The sequence below is a fragment of the Psychromonas sp. genome (assembly GCF_047632955.1).
In the GTDB taxonomy this organism is placed as follows: Bacteria; Pseudomonadota; Gammaproteobacteria; order Enterobacterales; family Psychromonadaceae; genus Psychromonas.
Window position 1 is genome coordinate 1 of the sequence record NZ_JBLIED010000060.1, and the last position, 16,555, is coordinate 16,555.

Below are 16,555 nucleotides of genomic sequence, written 5' to 3' on the forward strand. Positions count from 1 at the left end.
GTATCAGCCATCCCGATCACCTGAGTAATATTGGCTTCTTTTAGTCCTCCCGCCTCCATGGTACGGAGCGCACTGTTGGCACGTTGTGCAGAGAGATCCCAATTGCTGATTTCCGATCTGTTATAGGTCGCAGAGTCAGTATGCCCGGTTATCACCACACCATTCTCTATGGCGTTAAACACCGATGAAAACTCCAGCAGAATATCCTCGTAAAAAGGGGTCAACTGCGCGCCTCCCCGCTTGAACATTTTATGGTCATCACTGTCGGTTAAGAGGATCCGCAATCCGTCCGGAATAACCGCAATTAAGATGTTATTAGTGGCATCAATATCATCAATCAAGTCATCCAAGCGCCCCATCAAGAACTGCAGTTCCTCCTGAGTATTATATTCTCCCTGTATTAAGGAGCTGTTGACCGAATCATGAATATCGGTATTATTGTCTTTTGCCGATGACATTAGCGGTATCGAAACCAAAGAGTTCTTCTGCGCGAACTGCCCCTCTTGCGGGGTGCTCATTTGCCCGGTTCGAAAATAATGGATAATTTCTTCTTTTTCTCTTTTATCTGCGATCTGCAGCGCCCAAAGGACCAGAAACACGCACATCAGAGAAACCATTAAATCAGCAAATGCAAGTTTCCACGCGGAGGAGTGCTCTTCATGCTGTTGATGCCGGCCTTTTTTTATGATAATAATCGGCTGCTTTTTATCGTGCATTTCCCCTCCCTTCTGTTATTTTAAATGCTCTGCTTGAGAGCCTTCTAAGACTGATCTAATTCCACAGTCCACTCTTCTATTATTTTAAATGCCGGTTTTTCATCTATTTCAATGGCACGCCTTCCTGAATCGATACATAACAGGGGAGATTTATTAGAAACATGCGCCACCAGTATTTGTTTCACCACCTCAAAGGGCACCATAGATTTCAGCGCATTACTTTTCACCGCGCTGCTGAGCGGGTCAAACAGGCAGTAACAACCAAAAACCCCTAAAAAGGTACCGATCAATGCGGTTGCAATATTCGCTCCGATCATTTTAATATCGGTGTCAATGGACTGCATGGTCAGTATGATCCCCATCACCGCCCCCAAGACACCCAGCCCAGGTAAAGAATCGGCTAATTTTTTAAGCGCGGCAGAAGGTTCAAGCAGCTCCGATGTGATAACTTCAATTTCCCCTTCTAAGGTGGCATCAATTTCATGTGCGGCAATGGGGCCTGCGATGGTCATTCTATAATTATCAACGATAAAATTGACCAGCAACTTATGACTTAAAACCAAAGGGTATTGATTGAAAATACTGCTATTTTCGTAATCTTCCACATGACTTTCAAGCACTTTAGTACCGGAAGGCATTCTCTTGACTCGCATCAGCTGATAATTGAGACTTAACAGCTCCTGATAGAATGCTTTGGTATATTGGTTGCCGCTAAAGACCTGCTTGAGCTGCGAGATAATCAGGATCAGGCAACTTTTACTGGCGCCCAAAATTAACGCGCCCGTCCCCGCACCGAAAATAATGAAAATTTCAGTGGGTTTCCATAAAAGTGCCAGATTCCCGCCAACAATGACAAAACCGCCAAAGAGGCAAAACATAATAAATACAAGTCCTGCTAACCGGATCATGATAAATTCCCTTTATTTGCAACTAAATTCGCCAATTTCAGATGCGCTTCCCGCTGGATTTTATTGATCCTAGAGAAATTATTATTGGTCGCTAATGCCATTTCTTTAAACGACATATCTTTTTCATACATCAGATGTAAAATTAACACCTCTTCTTCGTTAAGCTGCTTTAGTGCCACACTCAGGTATTGTTTATTCTCAACCTCCTGGCTGATATCCACACTCTGAGCTTGGTCATAGTCCTTCATTAATTGCTCGCTCAGCTCGGCAAACACTTTGCCGTTCAAAGCACAGCGGGCTTCCTCGTATTGATCTTCACTCAACGCCATATTGTCCAGCATTTCCGACTTGCTCGGTACTCGCCCCAGAGATTGAGTCAGTTTTTTTTCCTGCGCCAGGTAGGTAGCGGCATTTTTCCGGCTCTCCTCGGATCGCCAGTCACGGCTTCTAATCTCATCGAGTATCGAGCCTCGTATGCGGATATAAGAGAGGCGGGTAAATTCTTTTTGGTCATCAATAACAGGAAATCGGCGAATCATTCTTAACAGGGCAATCAAGCCGACCTGCTTCATATCATCGTTATCCGAAATGGAGTTGATATAGCCCATCTTTTTTATCACCCCATGCACCAGATAAAGATACTTGCTGACCAGCAAAGATTCTTCCTGCTTACTTCGGGTTCCCGTCAGCTCCGCCGTCTGATTATATTTTTTTTGCTTAGTGGAATGCAGCATACCGATCGCCTACTGAATAATCAGTTTGGTAACATACACTTGGAAATATCCATTAGCGACTGAAATTTGCTTAAGCAGCGAATCTAAGTCGCTATTAAGATTCTCATTGATAAAAGTCAATAATGAGGCGTCATCAATGGCTTTATACTTGGGTGTTGCAAGAATTTTTAAGACTTCACCTTTGATTCTGGGAACGTTTTTTTTGAACTCGATTTCGCTTAACTCGTCTTTGGCTTCAATTGCAAGGTCGATCGCAATCAGCTTGGTGCGTTTACCGTTGTTGCTTGAATAATAAATGTCGCTAACTCGAACAAAGGCCTGATAACTGTCTTCCGCAGGTTCTTCGATCACCTCTATATTTTCCTCTGCATGTCCTTTGTTGAGATAATAATATCCGCCACCCGCCGCGCCAATAAGGAGTAAAAGCACAACCGCTGCTATCATCATTTTTTTCATTATCGCTTTCCTTTGCCTTCGCGGCTAAACATTAACCATAAATTCATCTTCATTATCACTTTCCTGTGCTGCTAAACTTTAGCAATAAACTCATTTTGATGGTCGCCGCTGTGTTCATCTGCGGCAGTAAAGGTATTGGCCAGGACCTGCTCCCCGCTGTTTTGTTGTTTATTCGCCTGCCCTTCACTGCCCGAGGAAATATCCACGGAGACGTTGACAAAATTCTGATTCACCAGTTCGTGGCGTAATCTTTCCGAGGTCTGCAGCAGGCCTTCACGAACAACACTATTGTGGCTCACAATCCCGATACTGACCTTGTCACCCTCTATCGCCACGGTTAATTTGATATGTCCCAGGTCCGGCGGATCCAGCCGGATTTGCGCACTTTTTATATTATTGCTGGCTTGAATGTTTATTCTGTCCTGCAATATTGCGATTAATTTTTCTCCGATTCGGCTGCTTGCTGCGGCCTTGGAGTCGCTCAGCTTAAGCTCTGCGTGCAGATCCACCTTTGCCCACTCAATGGTTTTTTCGGTCAAACCATTAGCGGCTGCATTAATGCCCTGCAGGGGAGAGGTATTTTTCTGCGCCGGGTCAATACCCAAAAAGGAGCTGCTGATGACCTTTTTTAAAGGCAGAGAGTCGGCATTAGATAAATGAATTACATCACCGAGACGATTAGAGTCCGAATTTGTTTTTGGAGTATCCGTGAATAAAGACAAGGTCGGCAGCAGCGTTCTTTGACTGCTTAGCGTAAACTGCTCAACCTGAGCAAGCAGGTCAGCCGGGACATTGACCGGCGCAATAAAATCAGACGAAGGGCCACTATTAACCGATTGAATAAAATCGAGCGAAGGATCATTATTTGCGGATTGAGTAGAATCGAACAAAGGGTCACTATTAGCGGGTTGAATCAAATCAGACGAAGGCTCATTATTCGCGGGTTGAAGCAAATCAGGCGAAGGCTCATTATTTGCGGATTGAATCAAGTCAGGCTGTTGAATCGTCTCAGGCGCACTTGCAGTTTGCGTAGAATCGCCCACATTAACCTCAGCTTTCCCGGCAAGGTTCGGTGGTGTTTTTATCTCCGCCTGCTGGCTAAAATCAAGTTGTTTACCCGGTGCGCCGCGCAAAGAAAGCGCTGCTGATATTCCCGAAAACCCCGCCGTCTGCTGAATATTACCCGGTAATTCAAGAGTCCCCGTTAACGGCGCACTTTCTTTTTTATTGCCACTGACAGCCGTATTGACTGGTGCCGCCGTCCTGAGCGTTAAGTCCATCCTAATCCCTATGCTTTAACAATAATATTGGTCATCGATGATTGGCTATAAGCACCCATCCTTTTTTTGCCTTTCTTAAGATTGAGCAGTTCGTTTTTAACATGATCGAGCTTTTCGGTGATGCTTACACTTGTCTGTTCATGTTGCGCCCTGAGTTTACTTAACGCCAGCCCTAAAGTCGGGTGTATTTTTTTACCCGCTAAATCGCTTAATAATTTTTCGATCAGCACTTCATACTGGCTGATTTTCGCTATATCATCATCTTCTGTGGCACGCTGTAATCCTGCAGTAAGTAATTTCACCTGTTTTAAGTAACTATTTTGCAGCGCATTATCACGCACTTAAGCCATCCCAGCCATCTTTAATGTCCTGAATAATGGGTTTGAGCTGATTAATTTCCTCAATATCATTATTACGGCTGGCCTGATAAATTTTACTGATCGCAAATTCATAAATACGGTGCAGATTATTAATCAGCTCATCACCGCTACTTAAATCTAAAGAACTATCTAAAGCGATCAATATATCCATGGATTTTTGTGCGCAGGCAGATTTCATTGAATGGTTTTTCTCCTCTATATGAAAGGCCATCTTATCAATCTCTTCCATTAACTTACCGTGCAGCATACGGATCAGTTCAACGGATGAAGAAGCCGCCGCCTGTGCTTCGACCTGGGTCTTTTTATAAGCCCTTCTGGGGTTATTCATTAACATCATAAATCCTTAATATTGGGTGAACATGGAACTGATATTGTCCATTTGAGTCTGTAGCGTGGTTAACGAGGTATACTGTTTTAAATAACGCGCATAATAATTTTCATACTTACGATCTAAGCTTTCTAACTTATCATTTGCGCGCTCTTTTTGCAGATCAATTGACTCAATCTGGTTTTTAATGGTACCGCTTGAAGAATCATGATAAACATCCAGTTTCCCCTGCAATTGACTGAGGAACATGTCCTCTCCGCGAAATAATTCTTCAATATCAGTGGTTGAGGTGCTTTGAAACTCCTCAAAGGTATCACCATCAAAACTTAAGCTGCCGTCACGGCTAAATTCAAAACCTAACTCGCTCATGGTGACACCGTCAAAGGTCTGCTGAAAAACACCGCGCAGACTGTTTGTAATCGCCCGAGTGGTCGGATCCGACGCTAATGCGCCGCGCGTCTCGCCATCATCATTGCCGTTGGCACTGTATTTATCTATGGTGCTTATAACTTTATTGTATTTATCAACCAGACCTTTCATAACATCAGCGGTGCCTTCCTGATCCGCATCAATGATTAAGGTCTCACCAACTTCGCCGCTGGTATGGGCTTTTGTCAGGGTAATATCAACACCGCTGAAGACTTCCTCCAGCTCATTGGAGCTGTCTTGCAGCTTAAGGCCAGTGTCTTCACCACCGAGCCAGGCGATAGCATCCTGATTTTTAAGCAGCACCTTCATGTTATTACTGTTCATCGCCGTATCAAAAACCGTGTCAGCAGTGGTCGATGAAATGCTCACTGTGTTTTCCGCGCCCGTCTCATCGCCGCTAAAGAGCATTTGAATTTCACCATTACTGATAACTAAAGAGGCGGAAACGCCGCTATTATCGGGGTCGTTGTTAATGGCGGTAACTAAATCCAGATAACTGAGCTCGCCCTGACCCTCGCTATCTGCCGCTTCCAAATCAATAGTGAAACTTTCTCCGTTGAGATCCAGGGTGAGATCCCCCGTAGCGGGGACAAAGGAGTCCTGGCTGGTGCCGGCGGGAAGTTGTGTGGCCAGCTGATGGTGCTGGGCAAGCTGCTCAACAAAAATCTGGTAGTTGCCGGCCTGCGCTTTTGCACCCGCCGTCGCGCTTAAAAAATCTTCATCGGATGAGCTCGCCGAATTTTTGACCACGCTTTTATTGTAACCACTGAGACTTGAGAGTGCGCTATCAAAAGATCCTAATGCGCTGTTAACACTGCTTAATGCGCTGCGTTTGCCACTCAGCTCGCTTAGCTGCGTTTGTGCACGAGTCTCAAAGGGGTAAACCTCCCAGGCAGCAAGTTGTGTTGCCATACTCACGGCATCGACCATTTTAAACTCCCCTTAATAAATATCCGTTTGCGCCGATTATACGCTCGTTGCGAAAAACCCTTGGCATAACAGACTATTTTTTTCAGCGCGGTTATGCTAATTATTTTTTATACTCATGAATGACTTATGTTAATCACCACCGATCTTAATAGGATGGACAGTAAAGCATAACAGCCGCTTAAATGAATACTTTTAACTTAATTTAAAATTAAAAAACCGCTCGGGTTAAAGAGCGGTTTTACTGTGCGGTTAGATAGCCGGGATTAACCCATTAATGACATAGCTAACTGCGGCACCATTTTAGTGGACGAAAGCACCTGCGCACCGGCCTGCATTAACATCTGGTTTTTGCTCATGCTTGATGATTCAGATGCCATGTCGGTATCCATAATACGGGATTTTGCCGCAGCGGTATTTTCCGACATATTCGACAGGTTAGACATAGTATGGTCCAGGCGGTTAATGTTGGCGCCCAGTCCTGAACGTGCTGCACCGACATCATTAATAAAGCCTGCAAGGGTATCGATGGCGTTCCTTGCGCCATCTTGTGTACTTAAGGTTACACCAGCAGCTTCCATAGCCGCCGTATCGGCAAAATCAGTTGCGAGTGCACCAGCAGCATCACCGGCAATAACAGCTTCCGCTTCGTTAGCATCATAGGCTGCAGATACAGCAAACGCTTCTGCAACTGCTGCTTGTTCAGTGGTTGCAGTGTCACCACTAACAAGCCCTTGATTATCGTAAGATGTTTGATAAGCACCACTAGTATTGTCGTAGGTACTATCAGTATCTTCACCTTTTATAGTACCCACAGCGGAGCTATAGTCTCCTGCATCTTGTTCAGCAATTTCTGTATATGCTGTATCATATGCTTCGGTAAAAGCAGCTGCATCGGTAAAATTGCCTACCGATGAGGATACAGCTCCCAGCTCGGTGGAAATATCTACGTCTAATTTTTCCGCAGAGGTACTGCCCACTTGGTAGCTAATTTCGCCCTTCGCAAAAACGCCTTCTGTGCCATCAAGCAGTTTTTGACCGCCCATGTTGGTGTTTTCCATCAAACTGCCCAGCTCAGCAGCTAGGGATGTAAACTCGGTGTTCATTGCCGTACGGTCATCATCAGAGGCTGTACCATTGGCAGCTTGGGTTGCCAGGTCATTCATACGAAAAGCGATATCGGTCATCTCCTCCATAGCGCCTTCTGCGGTCTGCATCTGCGAGCTGGCATCACCGGCATTACGCATCGCCACGCCCATTCCACGGCCCTGCGCTTCTAAACGGTTGGCGATTTGCAGACCGGCAGCATCGTCGGATGCTGAGTTAATACGGAAACCCGTGGATAAACGCTCTAATGAAGTATTAAAATCGGCGTTGGTTTCGTTTAATGTATTTTGACCAACCAGGTTGGCATAGTTGGTTTGAATTGATAAAGACATAGTCTAATTCCTTTTATGTAAAATATTGGGTTTTTATGGCGCTAATAACAGTTACGGCTAAAAAAACCGTTTTGATTCAGTTTTTTAATAAATAATCGAATTTTTTTATTTTTATGCGAATAAGCGCCTGAGTACAAAATAAACAAACCGCCGCCGGCGGGCAGTCATCAGCAGAAAAAATCACTATTCCTGCTCTGATCTATAAAAATCCCAACTTTCCGCTTTAATATTAGTAGAATCGCTTTATAATCCGCCCCTTGCGTTTCAAACAGCGGATGTTTTAATGAAAACAATGTTGATCAGCTCATCAAGATAATAAAAAACAGCAATAATATTTATTATTGAGTGCCAATGTGGCGAGCGTCAAAAAGCGGATGCTTTAATGAAAACAATGTTGATCAGGTCATCAAGATCATAGAAAAGTAAGCAAGAATATTTATTATTGAGCGGCAATGTGGCGAGCGTCAAACTGCAGATGCTTTAATGAAAACAATGTTGATCAGCTCATCAAGATAATAAAAAACAGCAAAAATATTTATTATTGAGTGGCAATGTGGCGAGCGTCAAACAGCGGATGTTTTAATGAAAAATAAACTTTATCAGACCATCAAGATAATAGAAAAGCACAAAGAGTATTCATTATTGAGCAGTGTGGCCAGCGCCAGACAGTCCGTGGAGCAGATAAATTCGTCCATTGAAAGCATCAATAATATTTTAAATACGCCGGTTAATAAGGCTCAGCTACACAACAGTATTATCAGTCAGAACAGTAATAATTATAAAAAGCTGATCAGCCATGTGTCGAGCAATTTGCAGAAAGAGTATACCAACCAGAATAACGAGTTAAGCAGAAGAGAGTTTCACCTCAACAGGCAGGCGGCGAGAAGTAAATTAGTTGAACTTTTCATCGACAACAAACAACGGGCATTACGGAAAAAAAAGGCAGAAAGAGATCAGTCCAGATTAGCCGATCTTATTTCTATTACCCGTAAAAAATCAATTTTCACCTAGCAGATGACGGCCATCGGGATCAGGTATATTGCATGGAAGAAGTGAAAGAAGAGTACCAAATAATAGCCACCGAAAGTCTCGGCTTAGCACAGCGCAGACTGCTGCCAACTGTTGCTAAATTAGCCAAGGAAATGCAGGTGAATTTCAATGACAGCTTCAGTGCCCTGTTTAATGCCGGCATCGAAACCGAAATAGAAGCCTTGCTGGAGCACCCTCGCGGCGAGCAGCAGGAGACGGTTTACACTTCGGTTGAGATCAGCGCCACCGGCACATTAACACTGACCATCGCCGGAGACGCACTGAACCAGCTGACGGATCTTTATTTTAATGAACCGCCCGGCACCAGTAACAGAGTCAATAATACCGCATTGCGTTTATTTGACCGCCTGGCAAAGCGCGTCGCAGACCAGGTTATCCTGCTGCGCGGCGATCAGCACAGTAAAATAGTCGCAACCAAAAAACTAGCGCCTCAATCGATCGTGCTGACCTTTAACTTAACCGTGGCAGAGCGACAGATCTCTTTCAAGGTTATTTTAAATCAGAATTTGGAACAAACCTTAGTACAAACTTACCTCCCCCATGCTTTAATCGACAAAGCAGCCATCGAAAAATCGTTACTCAGTGTAAAAGTTGACGGTTATGTAACCCTGATGAGCCGCACCCTGACATTAGGGGACGTTTCATCGCTGCAGGTGGGTGATGTTATTTCCATGGAGATGCGTGACCACGCCATTTTTTCTATTGGCAAGACAGCTGTACTGAGCGGACAAATTTCCACGCAAAATGAGCACTTACACTTTACCGTCAATGACCCACAAGAGAATTCCCAATGAACTCCTTAAACAATGATTTAGATAATGAATTTGATTTAGATGATATGGATTTTGATCTCACCGATGAGGTTAATGAGACACCATCACCCGGACCCGGTTCTGCCAAAAAGGCAAAATCGCTGAGTTTTCTTAATGATATCCCGGTGCATGTGACGGTTGAAGTCGGTGCTAAAACAGTGACCCTGCAGGAATTGCTGGAAGTTAAAAATGATTCGGTATTAATGCTCACTAAAGAAAACGGTGCGGCCCTGGATATAAAGGTCAACGGTAAGTTATTTGCCTACGGTGAAGTGGTGGTTTCCAACGGACATTACGGTGTCAAAATCACTGACATTGTCAATAAAGATATTAATTGAGTGAGTATCACCTGGTCACGTGTGCTGCTGCTGCTGACACTGTTATTACCCTTTAACTCTTTTGCCAATGAAGGTCTGTCGGTTTTATCGATAACCGATACGCCGACCGGACAGGACTACAGTGTCAAGCTGCAGATCCTGATTTTGATGACCGCACTGAGTTTTATTCCGGCTTTTATTTTAATGTGTACCTGTTTTACGCGAATTATCATTGTTCTGGCGATTCTCCGCCAGGCACTGGGATTACAGCAATCTCCGCCTAATCAAGTATTAGTAGGGATCGCCTTAGCGTTGTCGATTTTAATCATGAAACCGGTTTGGACAGATGTTTATGAGAATGCTTTTGTGCCCTATGATGCCGGTGAGATAACCCTGGTAACGGCTGCCGGCATTGCCGAAAAACCGGTCAGGGAGTTTATGCTTAGGCAAACGCACAGCAGTTCATTGGAGCAGATGATGAATATCGCCGGTGAAGATGAGAGTGTCAAACCCGAAGATCTTTCTTTTGCCATTATTTTGCCAGCCTTTGTGATCAGTGAGCTGAAAACCGCTTTCCAGATAGGTTTTATGCTGTTTCTGCCTTTTCTGATTATTGACCTGGTGGTCGCCAGCGTATTGATGTCAATGGGCATGATGATGCTCTCTCCGCTGATCGTCTCACTGCCCTTTAAGTTACTGGCCTTTGTACTGGTTGACGGCTGGACTATGCTGGTTGGCAGTTTAAGCGCGTCATTCGGATGAGCCTATGAGCCCGGAACTAGCTGTTTCCCTTATGTCGCAGAGCATTTGGCTGATCATTAAATTTGTTTCCGTACTGGTATTACCCAGTTTAGTGGTCGGGCTGATAGTGGCGGTTTTTCAGGCAGCCACACAGGTGAATGAACAGACCTTAAGTTTCCTGCCGCGGCTGCTAACCACCCTATTAACTATTATATTTGCGGGCAGTTGGATGATTACTGAAATAACCGATTTATTTCAGTACCTGTTTCTTAATATCCCGCAAATCATTGGCTGAATATGATTATTTCCTTTGCTGAAATAACCCAATGGTTAGGGCTGTTCTGGTGGCCATTTATGCGAATTTCCGGAGTATTTATGTTCGCTCCGATTGTTGGTGACGGCAGCGTACCGGTGAAGGTGCGTTTATCCCTGGCGGTGGTCATGGCGATGCTGGTTGCGCCGCTAATCACCTCGCCGCCGGCTATTGACCCTTTTTCTCTGCAGGCCATAGTATTAAGCTTCACACAATTATTGTGGGGGCTGTTTTTCGGTTTTCTTTTCCAGATATTTTTCACCGTGTTCACCACCATCGGGCAGACTATTTCGGTGCAAATGGGTCTTGCCATGGCGGTCATGAATGATCCCGCCAACGGGATCAGCGTGGCGATCGTCGGGCGATTGTTTTTATTCGCCTGCACCCTGCTGTTTTTAGCCTTTGACGGCCACCTTGCGATGTTAGCCTTGATGGTCGAAAGCTTCACCGTCTGGCCTATCGAACAAGGTTTTTCTCTGGGCAGTTTACACTTAATTATCAACATGATGGTTTGGATGTTTGCGTCAGCCTTTGCGGTTGCCATTCCGGCGATTGCGGCAATGCTGATCACCAATGCTTCTTTTGGTTTTATGAATAAGGCAGCACCGAGTTTGAATATTTTTGCTCTGGGCTTTCCGATGACCATGGTCTTAGGTTTATTTGCACTGCTGCTTTCGTTCAGCGGAATCGGCGGTATTTACTTTGATGTTTTAATGGAGGCGATAAAGTTTGCCCGCGGCTACATGACCGGAGGTGCTCTGTGAGCGATGATGCTCAGGATAAAACCGAACATGCCTCGGCACAGAAGCTTAAAAAATCCAAGGGCGAAGGAGTTTGCTTGCAGCGACATGATGTCCGGAGAGGTCTCCAGTGAGTGATGATGCACAGGATAAAACCGAACATGCCTCGTCGCAGAAGCTTAAAAAATCCAAGGGCGAAGGACAAATTGCACGGGCGAAGGAGTTTGCATCGGCCTGTATGCTGCTCGGCTTCTGCCTGTATTTTTACATCAGTTTTGAGCGCATTGCCGAGGCACTGCTAAACTTGTTTAAGCTTAATTTTTCTTTCTCGGTGGAAACGCTGCAGGGTAATGACCAATTACTGCTGCGCCTGAGCAAATCACTCTTTACCCTGATTGAAATCTTTTTCCCATTTTTATTCGTGGTGGTTCTGTCCACGCTGATCGGCAGCCTGGTGCTGGGCGGATGGGTATTCAGCTTTAAAACAATTCAGCCAAAATTAGATAAATTAAGTTTTTTCAAAGGCATTAAACGCATGTGGTCCCTAAAGACCTTTGTGGAGTTAATAAAATCAATTCTTAAAGTGTCTGTTATCATCTATCTTCTGTATTCATTTTTAAGCAATAATCTCGTCTATATGCTGTCACTGCAGCGCCTGCCGATAGACGCTTCTGCTATTGCCGTATTAACCATATTAGCCAAATATTCTTTGTATATTATCGCCATTTTATTGCTCTACGGTTTGATTGACCTGCCCTATCAGCTCTATGAATTTAACAAAGAGATGAAAATGTCAAAACAAGAGCTTAAAGATGAGCATAAACAGGCCGAGGGCCGACCGGAAGTTAAACAACGGATTCGCCAGATACAGCAGCAAATGTCACAGCGCGCGATCACCAAAACTGTTCCCGATGCCGATGTTATTATTATGAATCCGAGCCACTATGCGGTTGCTGTTAAGTATGATCCCAAAAGAGCTGAAGCTCCGTTTTTAGTAGCTAAAGGTAATGATCAAACTGCCTTATTTATACAGCGGATTGCCCTGGAAAACGGTGTTGAAGTGGTTATCTCCCCGGCACTCTCGCGCGCCATTTATCACACTACCCAACTAGAGCAAATGATACCCAATCAACTGTTTGTCGCGATTGCGCACGTACTCTCATATGTTATGCAACTGCGACGGTTTAAGAAAAATGAAATCGACAAACCTAACCATTTACCTAATTTTGTTATGCCAAAAGGATTCCAATTTTAATGGAACTATTAAACAAGTTTAAAAATATTAAATTAAGCCTCGCGATTCCAGTCACCCTGCTGATGATCCTGGCGATGGTTATGCTGCCTTTGCCGCCTTTTTTACTGGATATATTTTTCACCATGAATATTGTCCTGGCGATTATTGTATTGCTGGTCAGTACCACCACTAAAAGAGTGCTGGATTTTTCTGTTTTCCCGACGCTGTTATTAGTCGCAACCCTGATGCGTTTAACCCTGAATGTTGCCTCGACACGAGTGGTGTTAATTGAGGGACATAAAGGGGGAAATGCGGCGGGTGATGTCATTCAGGCCTTTGGTGATGTAGTGATCGGCGGTAACTATGTGGTCGGCATGGTAGTTTTCATTATATTAATGATTATTAACTTTGTGGTTATCACCAAGGGTGGCGAGCGTATCTCTGAGGTGTCCGCACGTTTTACCCTTGACGCACTGCCGGGTAAACAAATGGCCATTGATGCCGACTTAAATGCGGGATTAATCACCCAGGAACAAGCCAAAATACGCCGTCAGGAAACCGGTGATGAGGCGGAGTTTTATGGCTCGATGGACGGCGCAAGTAAATTTGTCCGCGGAGATGCCATCGCCGGCCTGATGATCCTGTTTATCAATTTAATCGGCGGCGTGCTGATCGGCATTTTCTCCCATGGCATGAGCGCCGCAGAATCCTTTCAGACATTTGCCCTGCTGACCATAGGTGACGGGATTGTTGCGCAGATCCCCTCGCTGTTATTAGCGACCTCTGCAGCGGTGATTGTGACTCGAGTCAGTAACTCCGACAGCGATATTTCACAGACCATCAAAAAACAGATCCTGTCTACTCCCAGTGTGCTTTATGCCGGCGCAGGGGTGATGACGGTTATCGGCGTAGTGCCCAATATGCCGCATTTACCCTTCTTGATTTTTGCCGCTCTGCTCGGTTTTGTCGGTTGGCAGCAGGGCAAAATGCAGGACGAGTCTCAATCAGAAGAGGTCAATCAGTCGCTCAACCCGTTGCAGACATCTACGGAGGAGGTGCTTGACTGGCAGGTGGTGACAGATATTGAGCCGATTACCCTGACACTGGGCTTTAAACTGGTTGCGCTGCTCAACACTGAGAATGGCGCGCCGCTGCTTAAAAGCATTAAAGGCACTCGAAAATCGCTCTCCGAAGAGGTCGGATTTTTAATACCGGAGATAACCATTCGCGATAATTTATCCCTCAAACCTGACGAATACGTTATTTTTATTGATGGCGAAGAGATGGAGAGAGGCGCAGTAAAAATGGATCATTTAATGGCCGTCTCATCCGATGACAGTTTTGGCTCAATAGACGGTATTATCGGTAAAGATCCCGCTTATTTGATGCCGGCACTGTGGATCACGCCGGAAAATAAGTCACTTGCGATTAATTACGGTTACCAGGTGATTAGTTTAGCCGATGTTATTGCCACTCATATCAATAAAGTATTAAGCGCGAATCTTGCCAGTATTTTTAACTATGATGATATAAAAGCAATGAACGATAAACTGGGGCTGATTCATCCACAGCTGTCAGAATCCTTGAGCACAGCCGTCACGCCGGCGTTACAGTTACAAATTATTAAGCATCTGCTTATTGATCAAGTGCCGATTAAAAATAAAAAAGTCATTGCCAATACTATTCTCGACAGTCTCAATAAAACCAAAGACCCCATTCTTATCTCATCAGATGTTCGCGCGGCATTGAAACGCACCATATTAAGCCTGATCAGTCCAGACAGTAAAACCCTTGACCTGTTTGTATTAAGCAGTGAATTAGATAATATTCTGCGTAACGCAATCGCACAGGTTCAGTCACAGAATCCGCAAACCAGCCTCGATGAAGTCCCCATAGATCCGAGTTTGTTAGCCCAGCTGCAACAAAACTTACCTAATATTGCCCAACAAATGATGCAGCAGGGACTGGTGCCTATTTTATTGGTATCGCCAACGGTGAGACCGATGATGGGTAAATTTGCACGTGCATTTGCACAGGATTTAATTGTCCTGTCATTCAATGAAATTGCCGATGATTACAAAATTAACGCGATTGGTAATTTAGACTAATCGTTAATTTAGACTAGTCTTCATTAATAGATTGTATTACCACTCATTGCAATAATAGTTCCGTCAAATTGAAAAAAACCGTTATATTGCTAGTTAAATAAAAATGAAATGCAAAATTTCGCCGTTTATATAAAAGAGAAGGTAAAAATGGATATTGGCGATATGAAAATAAATAAAGTGACAACTGCAAGTTTAAGCGCGATTGCAACAGAAAATAAGAGCAAAGTGCCAACGAAGAAATTATCTCCGTCGGTGCCGCATAATGATGTCCGCGTAGGTGATACCGCGACGATCGCCACTGCGGCAAAAACACTCAGTGAAATTCCAGATATTGATATGGAAAAAGTGAAACAGGTGCAGCAGGCGATCGCTAAGGGTGAGTTGAAAATAGATTTAACCAGCCTTGCCCAGTCGATTATGAATGAACACCTACTGGATAAGACCAACAATGACTAAAAAAGAAATGGTAGCACTCTTTCATCGCTCTATTGTAAATGATTTGCAGGTCGCTCATGGATTAACGGATCTGCTGGCATCGGTCAGAGACAGCTGTATTGAGATGGACGGTGAAAAATTGAATAGCACCAATGAAAAAATCCTTTCTTCAGTGGATATCTTGAGAAAAAATCATTTAAAACGTCTGAAAATAGTGCACGCCTTTGGATTTTCACAAAATATAGACAAATTTATTACCTCTCTGCCACTCAAAATAAATGCCCAATTATCGGACGAATTAGAAAAACTGATTAGCATATTGAGAAAGTGCGAAGAAAAAAACAGCCAGAATGGCCTGTTGTTTTCCGGCCAGCATGAACTGATCACCCAACTCTCAAAACAATCAATTAACATTAAAATTTAAGCAAAAGTTCAAGCATCTTTTGCATCACAAGGCAGTTAAAATACCCTCAATAATCTTCATATCTAGATCTACCCTGTAACAGGGTCCCGTCTGAGCAAGAAAATTCTGCGCTCAAGTATGAATCAAAGCAATATCATCTCTAACGTCCTTCACCACAGAACCTTATTTTGTCAATTATATTACATACTCTATAGGTGTTATATTTTCTGATACTTTGAAATTCTATAATTATTCTAGATCAGTTTACCACTTAAGCACTTTACCTTTTTACAAAAAATCATAACATACTGTTTTATATTTAATTTAAATTAAATATTGAAATTAAAAATTGAAATTAAAAATTGAAATTAAAAATTGAAATTAATAATCCACTTCGATAAAAAGACTTTAAACCGAGAACAACCGCTAGTAAATTTTTATCATACTTTACAAGCGGTTAAATCGAACTAACAAAGTAACAAGAACTGAACAAGTGTAATCGATTACATTTTGTAGATTGAGTCACAATTATCTACTTTAAATCAGAGTAAGATACCTACAATTAATGTTTACGCAAACAATGCATGCATTTACACAAATTCAACACAAACACCAAGGAATTCATCCATGTCCAAATTATTTTTCAATGAACGAAAAACACTGGTAAGTGATGCCATCGACGGCCTGATTTACAGTAATCAGCATGATAATTTAACCCGCTTAAATATCGATGAGCATATTCGTGTGGTGATTCGAAAGGATTGGGATAAAAGTAAAGTCGCCCTTATTTCCGGCGGCGGCTCTG

At 43.6% G+C, this 16,555-nt stretch carries 19 protein-coding genes; 10 read left to right on the forward strand and 9 right to left on the reverse strand.

The window, feature by feature from the left end:
• The 9 genes from ACJAZP_RS18780 to ACJAZP_RS18820 form a co-directional block, all read right to left on the reverse strand.
• Positions 1-716: flagellar motor protein MotB (locus ACJAZP_RS18780; RefSeq protein WP_415232276.1), on the reverse strand; the 716-nt coding region annotated here is incomplete at its 3' end.
• Positions 717-760: 44 nt separating this feature from the next.
• The gene (gene motA, locus ACJAZP_RS18785; protein ID WP_415232277.1) at positions 761-1,624 is read right to left on the reverse strand and encodes a flagellar motor stator protein MotA; all 864 of its coding nucleotides are present in this window, start codon (positions 1,622-1,624) and stop codon (positions 761-763) included.
• A complete protein-coding gene (locus ACJAZP_RS18790; protein WP_415232278.1) occupies positions 1,621-2,358 on the reverse strand; it encodes a sigma-70 family RNA polymerase sigma factor in 738 nt (245 codons plus the stop codon). The genes motA and ACJAZP_RS18790 overlap by 4 nt, the downstream gene beginning before the upstream one ends.
• 9 nt (positions 2,359-2,367) lie before the next feature.
• Positions 2,368-2,814 carry a flagellar basal body-associated FliL family protein gene (locus ACJAZP_RS18795; RefSeq protein ID WP_415232279.1) on the reverse strand — a complete coding sequence of 149 codons (447 nt, stop codon included), beginning with the start codon at positions 2,812-2,814 and terminating at the stop codon, positions 2,368-2,370.
• Between the two features lie 71 nt (positions 2,815-2,885).
• Positions 2,886-4,094: a flagellar hook-length control protein FliK gene (locus ACJAZP_RS18800; RefSeq protein ID WP_415232280.1), complete on the reverse strand. Its 1,209-nt coding sequence runs from the start codon at positions 4,092-4,094 to the stop codon at positions 2,886-2,888.
• 8 nt (positions 4,095-4,102) lie between these two features.
• Positions 4,103-4,435, reverse strand: coding sequence for a hypothetical protein (locus ACJAZP_RS18805; RefSeq protein WP_415232281.1), 333 nt, complete (start codon positions 4,433-4,435; stop codon positions 4,103-4,105).
• Positions 4,428-4,802: a flagellar export chaperone FliS gene (fliS, locus tag ACJAZP_RS18810; RefSeq protein WP_415232282.1), complete on the reverse strand. Its 375-nt coding sequence runs from the start codon at positions 4,800-4,802 to the stop codon at positions 4,428-4,430. The genes ACJAZP_RS18805 and fliS overlap by 8 nt, the downstream gene beginning before the upstream one ends.
• 15 nt (positions 4,803-4,817) lie before the next feature.
• Positions 4,818-6,161, reverse strand: coding sequence for a flagellar filament capping protein FliD (fliD, locus tag ACJAZP_RS18815; protein ID WP_415232283.1), 1,344 nt, complete (start codon positions 6,159-6,161; stop codon positions 4,818-4,820).
• A 263-nt stretch (positions 6,162-6,424) separates the two neighbouring features.
• The gene (locus tag ACJAZP_RS18820; RefSeq protein WP_415232284.1) at positions 6,425-7,597 is read right to left on the reverse strand and encodes a flagellin; all 1,173 of its coding nucleotides are present in this window, start codon (positions 7,595-7,597) and stop codon (positions 6,425-6,427) included.
• A 582-nt stretch (positions 7,598-8,179) separates the two neighbouring features.
• On the opposite strand from ACJAZP_RS18820, the gene ACJAZP_RS18825 reads away from it, so the two are divergent.
• From ACJAZP_RS18825 to flgN, 10 genes are all read left to right on the forward strand, one after another.
• Complete coding sequence (locus ACJAZP_RS18825; RefSeq protein WP_415232285.1) at positions 8,180-8,608, forward strand: hypothetical protein; 429 nt, start codon at positions 8,180-8,182, stop codon at positions 8,606-8,608.
• A 32-nt stretch (positions 8,609-8,640) separates the two neighbouring features.
• A complete protein-coding gene (locus ACJAZP_RS18830; protein WP_415232286.1) occupies positions 8,641-9,441 on the forward strand; it encodes a FliM/FliN family flagellar motor switch protein in 801 nt (266 codons plus the stop codon).
• Positions 9,438-9,797 (forward strand): FliM/FliN family flagellar motor switch protein, encoded by a 360-nt coding sequence (locus ACJAZP_RS18835; RefSeq protein WP_415232287.1) that lies wholly within the window; start codon positions 9,438-9,440, stop codon positions 9,795-9,797. Before ACJAZP_RS18830 ends, ACJAZP_RS18835 begins: the two co-directional genes overlap by 4 nt.
• Entirely contained in the window at positions 9,798-10,538 is a 741-nt protein-coding gene (fliP, locus tag ACJAZP_RS18840) for a flagellar type III secretion system pore protein FliP (RefSeq protein ID WP_415232288.1), read from the forward strand.
• Positions 10,539-10,542: 4 nt separating this feature from the next.
• Entirely contained in the window at positions 10,543-10,812 is a 270-nt protein-coding gene (gene fliQ, locus ACJAZP_RS18845) for a flagellar biosynthesis protein FliQ (protein WP_415232289.1), read from the forward strand.
• Positions 10,813-10,814: 2 nt separating this feature from the next.
• Positions 10,815-11,594 carry a flagellar biosynthetic protein FliR gene (gene fliR / locus ACJAZP_RS18850; protein WP_415232290.1) on the forward strand — a complete coding sequence of 260 codons (780 nt, stop codon included), beginning with the start codon at positions 10,815-10,817 and terminating at the stop codon, positions 11,592-11,594.
• A gap of 106 nt (positions 11,595-11,700) precedes the next feature.
• A complete protein-coding gene (flhB, locus tag ACJAZP_RS18855) occupies positions 11,701-12,825 on the forward strand; it encodes a flagellar biosynthesis protein FlhB (RefSeq protein WP_415232291.1) in 1,125 nt (374 codons plus the stop codon).
• Positions 12,825-14,912 carry a flagellar biosynthesis protein FlhA gene (locus ACJAZP_RS18860; RefSeq protein ID WP_415232292.1) on the forward strand — a complete coding sequence of 696 codons (2,088 nt, stop codon included), beginning with the start codon at positions 12,825-12,827 and terminating at the stop codon, positions 14,910-14,912. Before flhB ends, ACJAZP_RS18860 begins: the two co-directional genes overlap by 1 nt.
• 162 nt (positions 14,913-15,074) lie before the next feature.
• Positions 15,075-15,368: a flagellar biosynthesis anti-sigma factor FlgM gene (gene flgM, locus ACJAZP_RS18865; RefSeq protein ID WP_415232293.1), complete on the forward strand. Its 294-nt coding sequence runs from the start codon at positions 15,075-15,077 to the stop codon at positions 15,366-15,368.
• The gene (flgN, locus tag ACJAZP_RS18870) at positions 15,361-15,771 is read left to right on the forward strand and encodes a flagellar export chaperone FlgN (RefSeq protein WP_415232294.1); all 411 of its coding nucleotides are present in this window, start codon (positions 15,361-15,363) and stop codon (positions 15,769-15,771) included. The genes flgM and flgN overlap by 8 nt, the downstream gene beginning before the upstream one ends.
• Positions 15,772-16,555 lie beyond the last annotated feature (784 nt).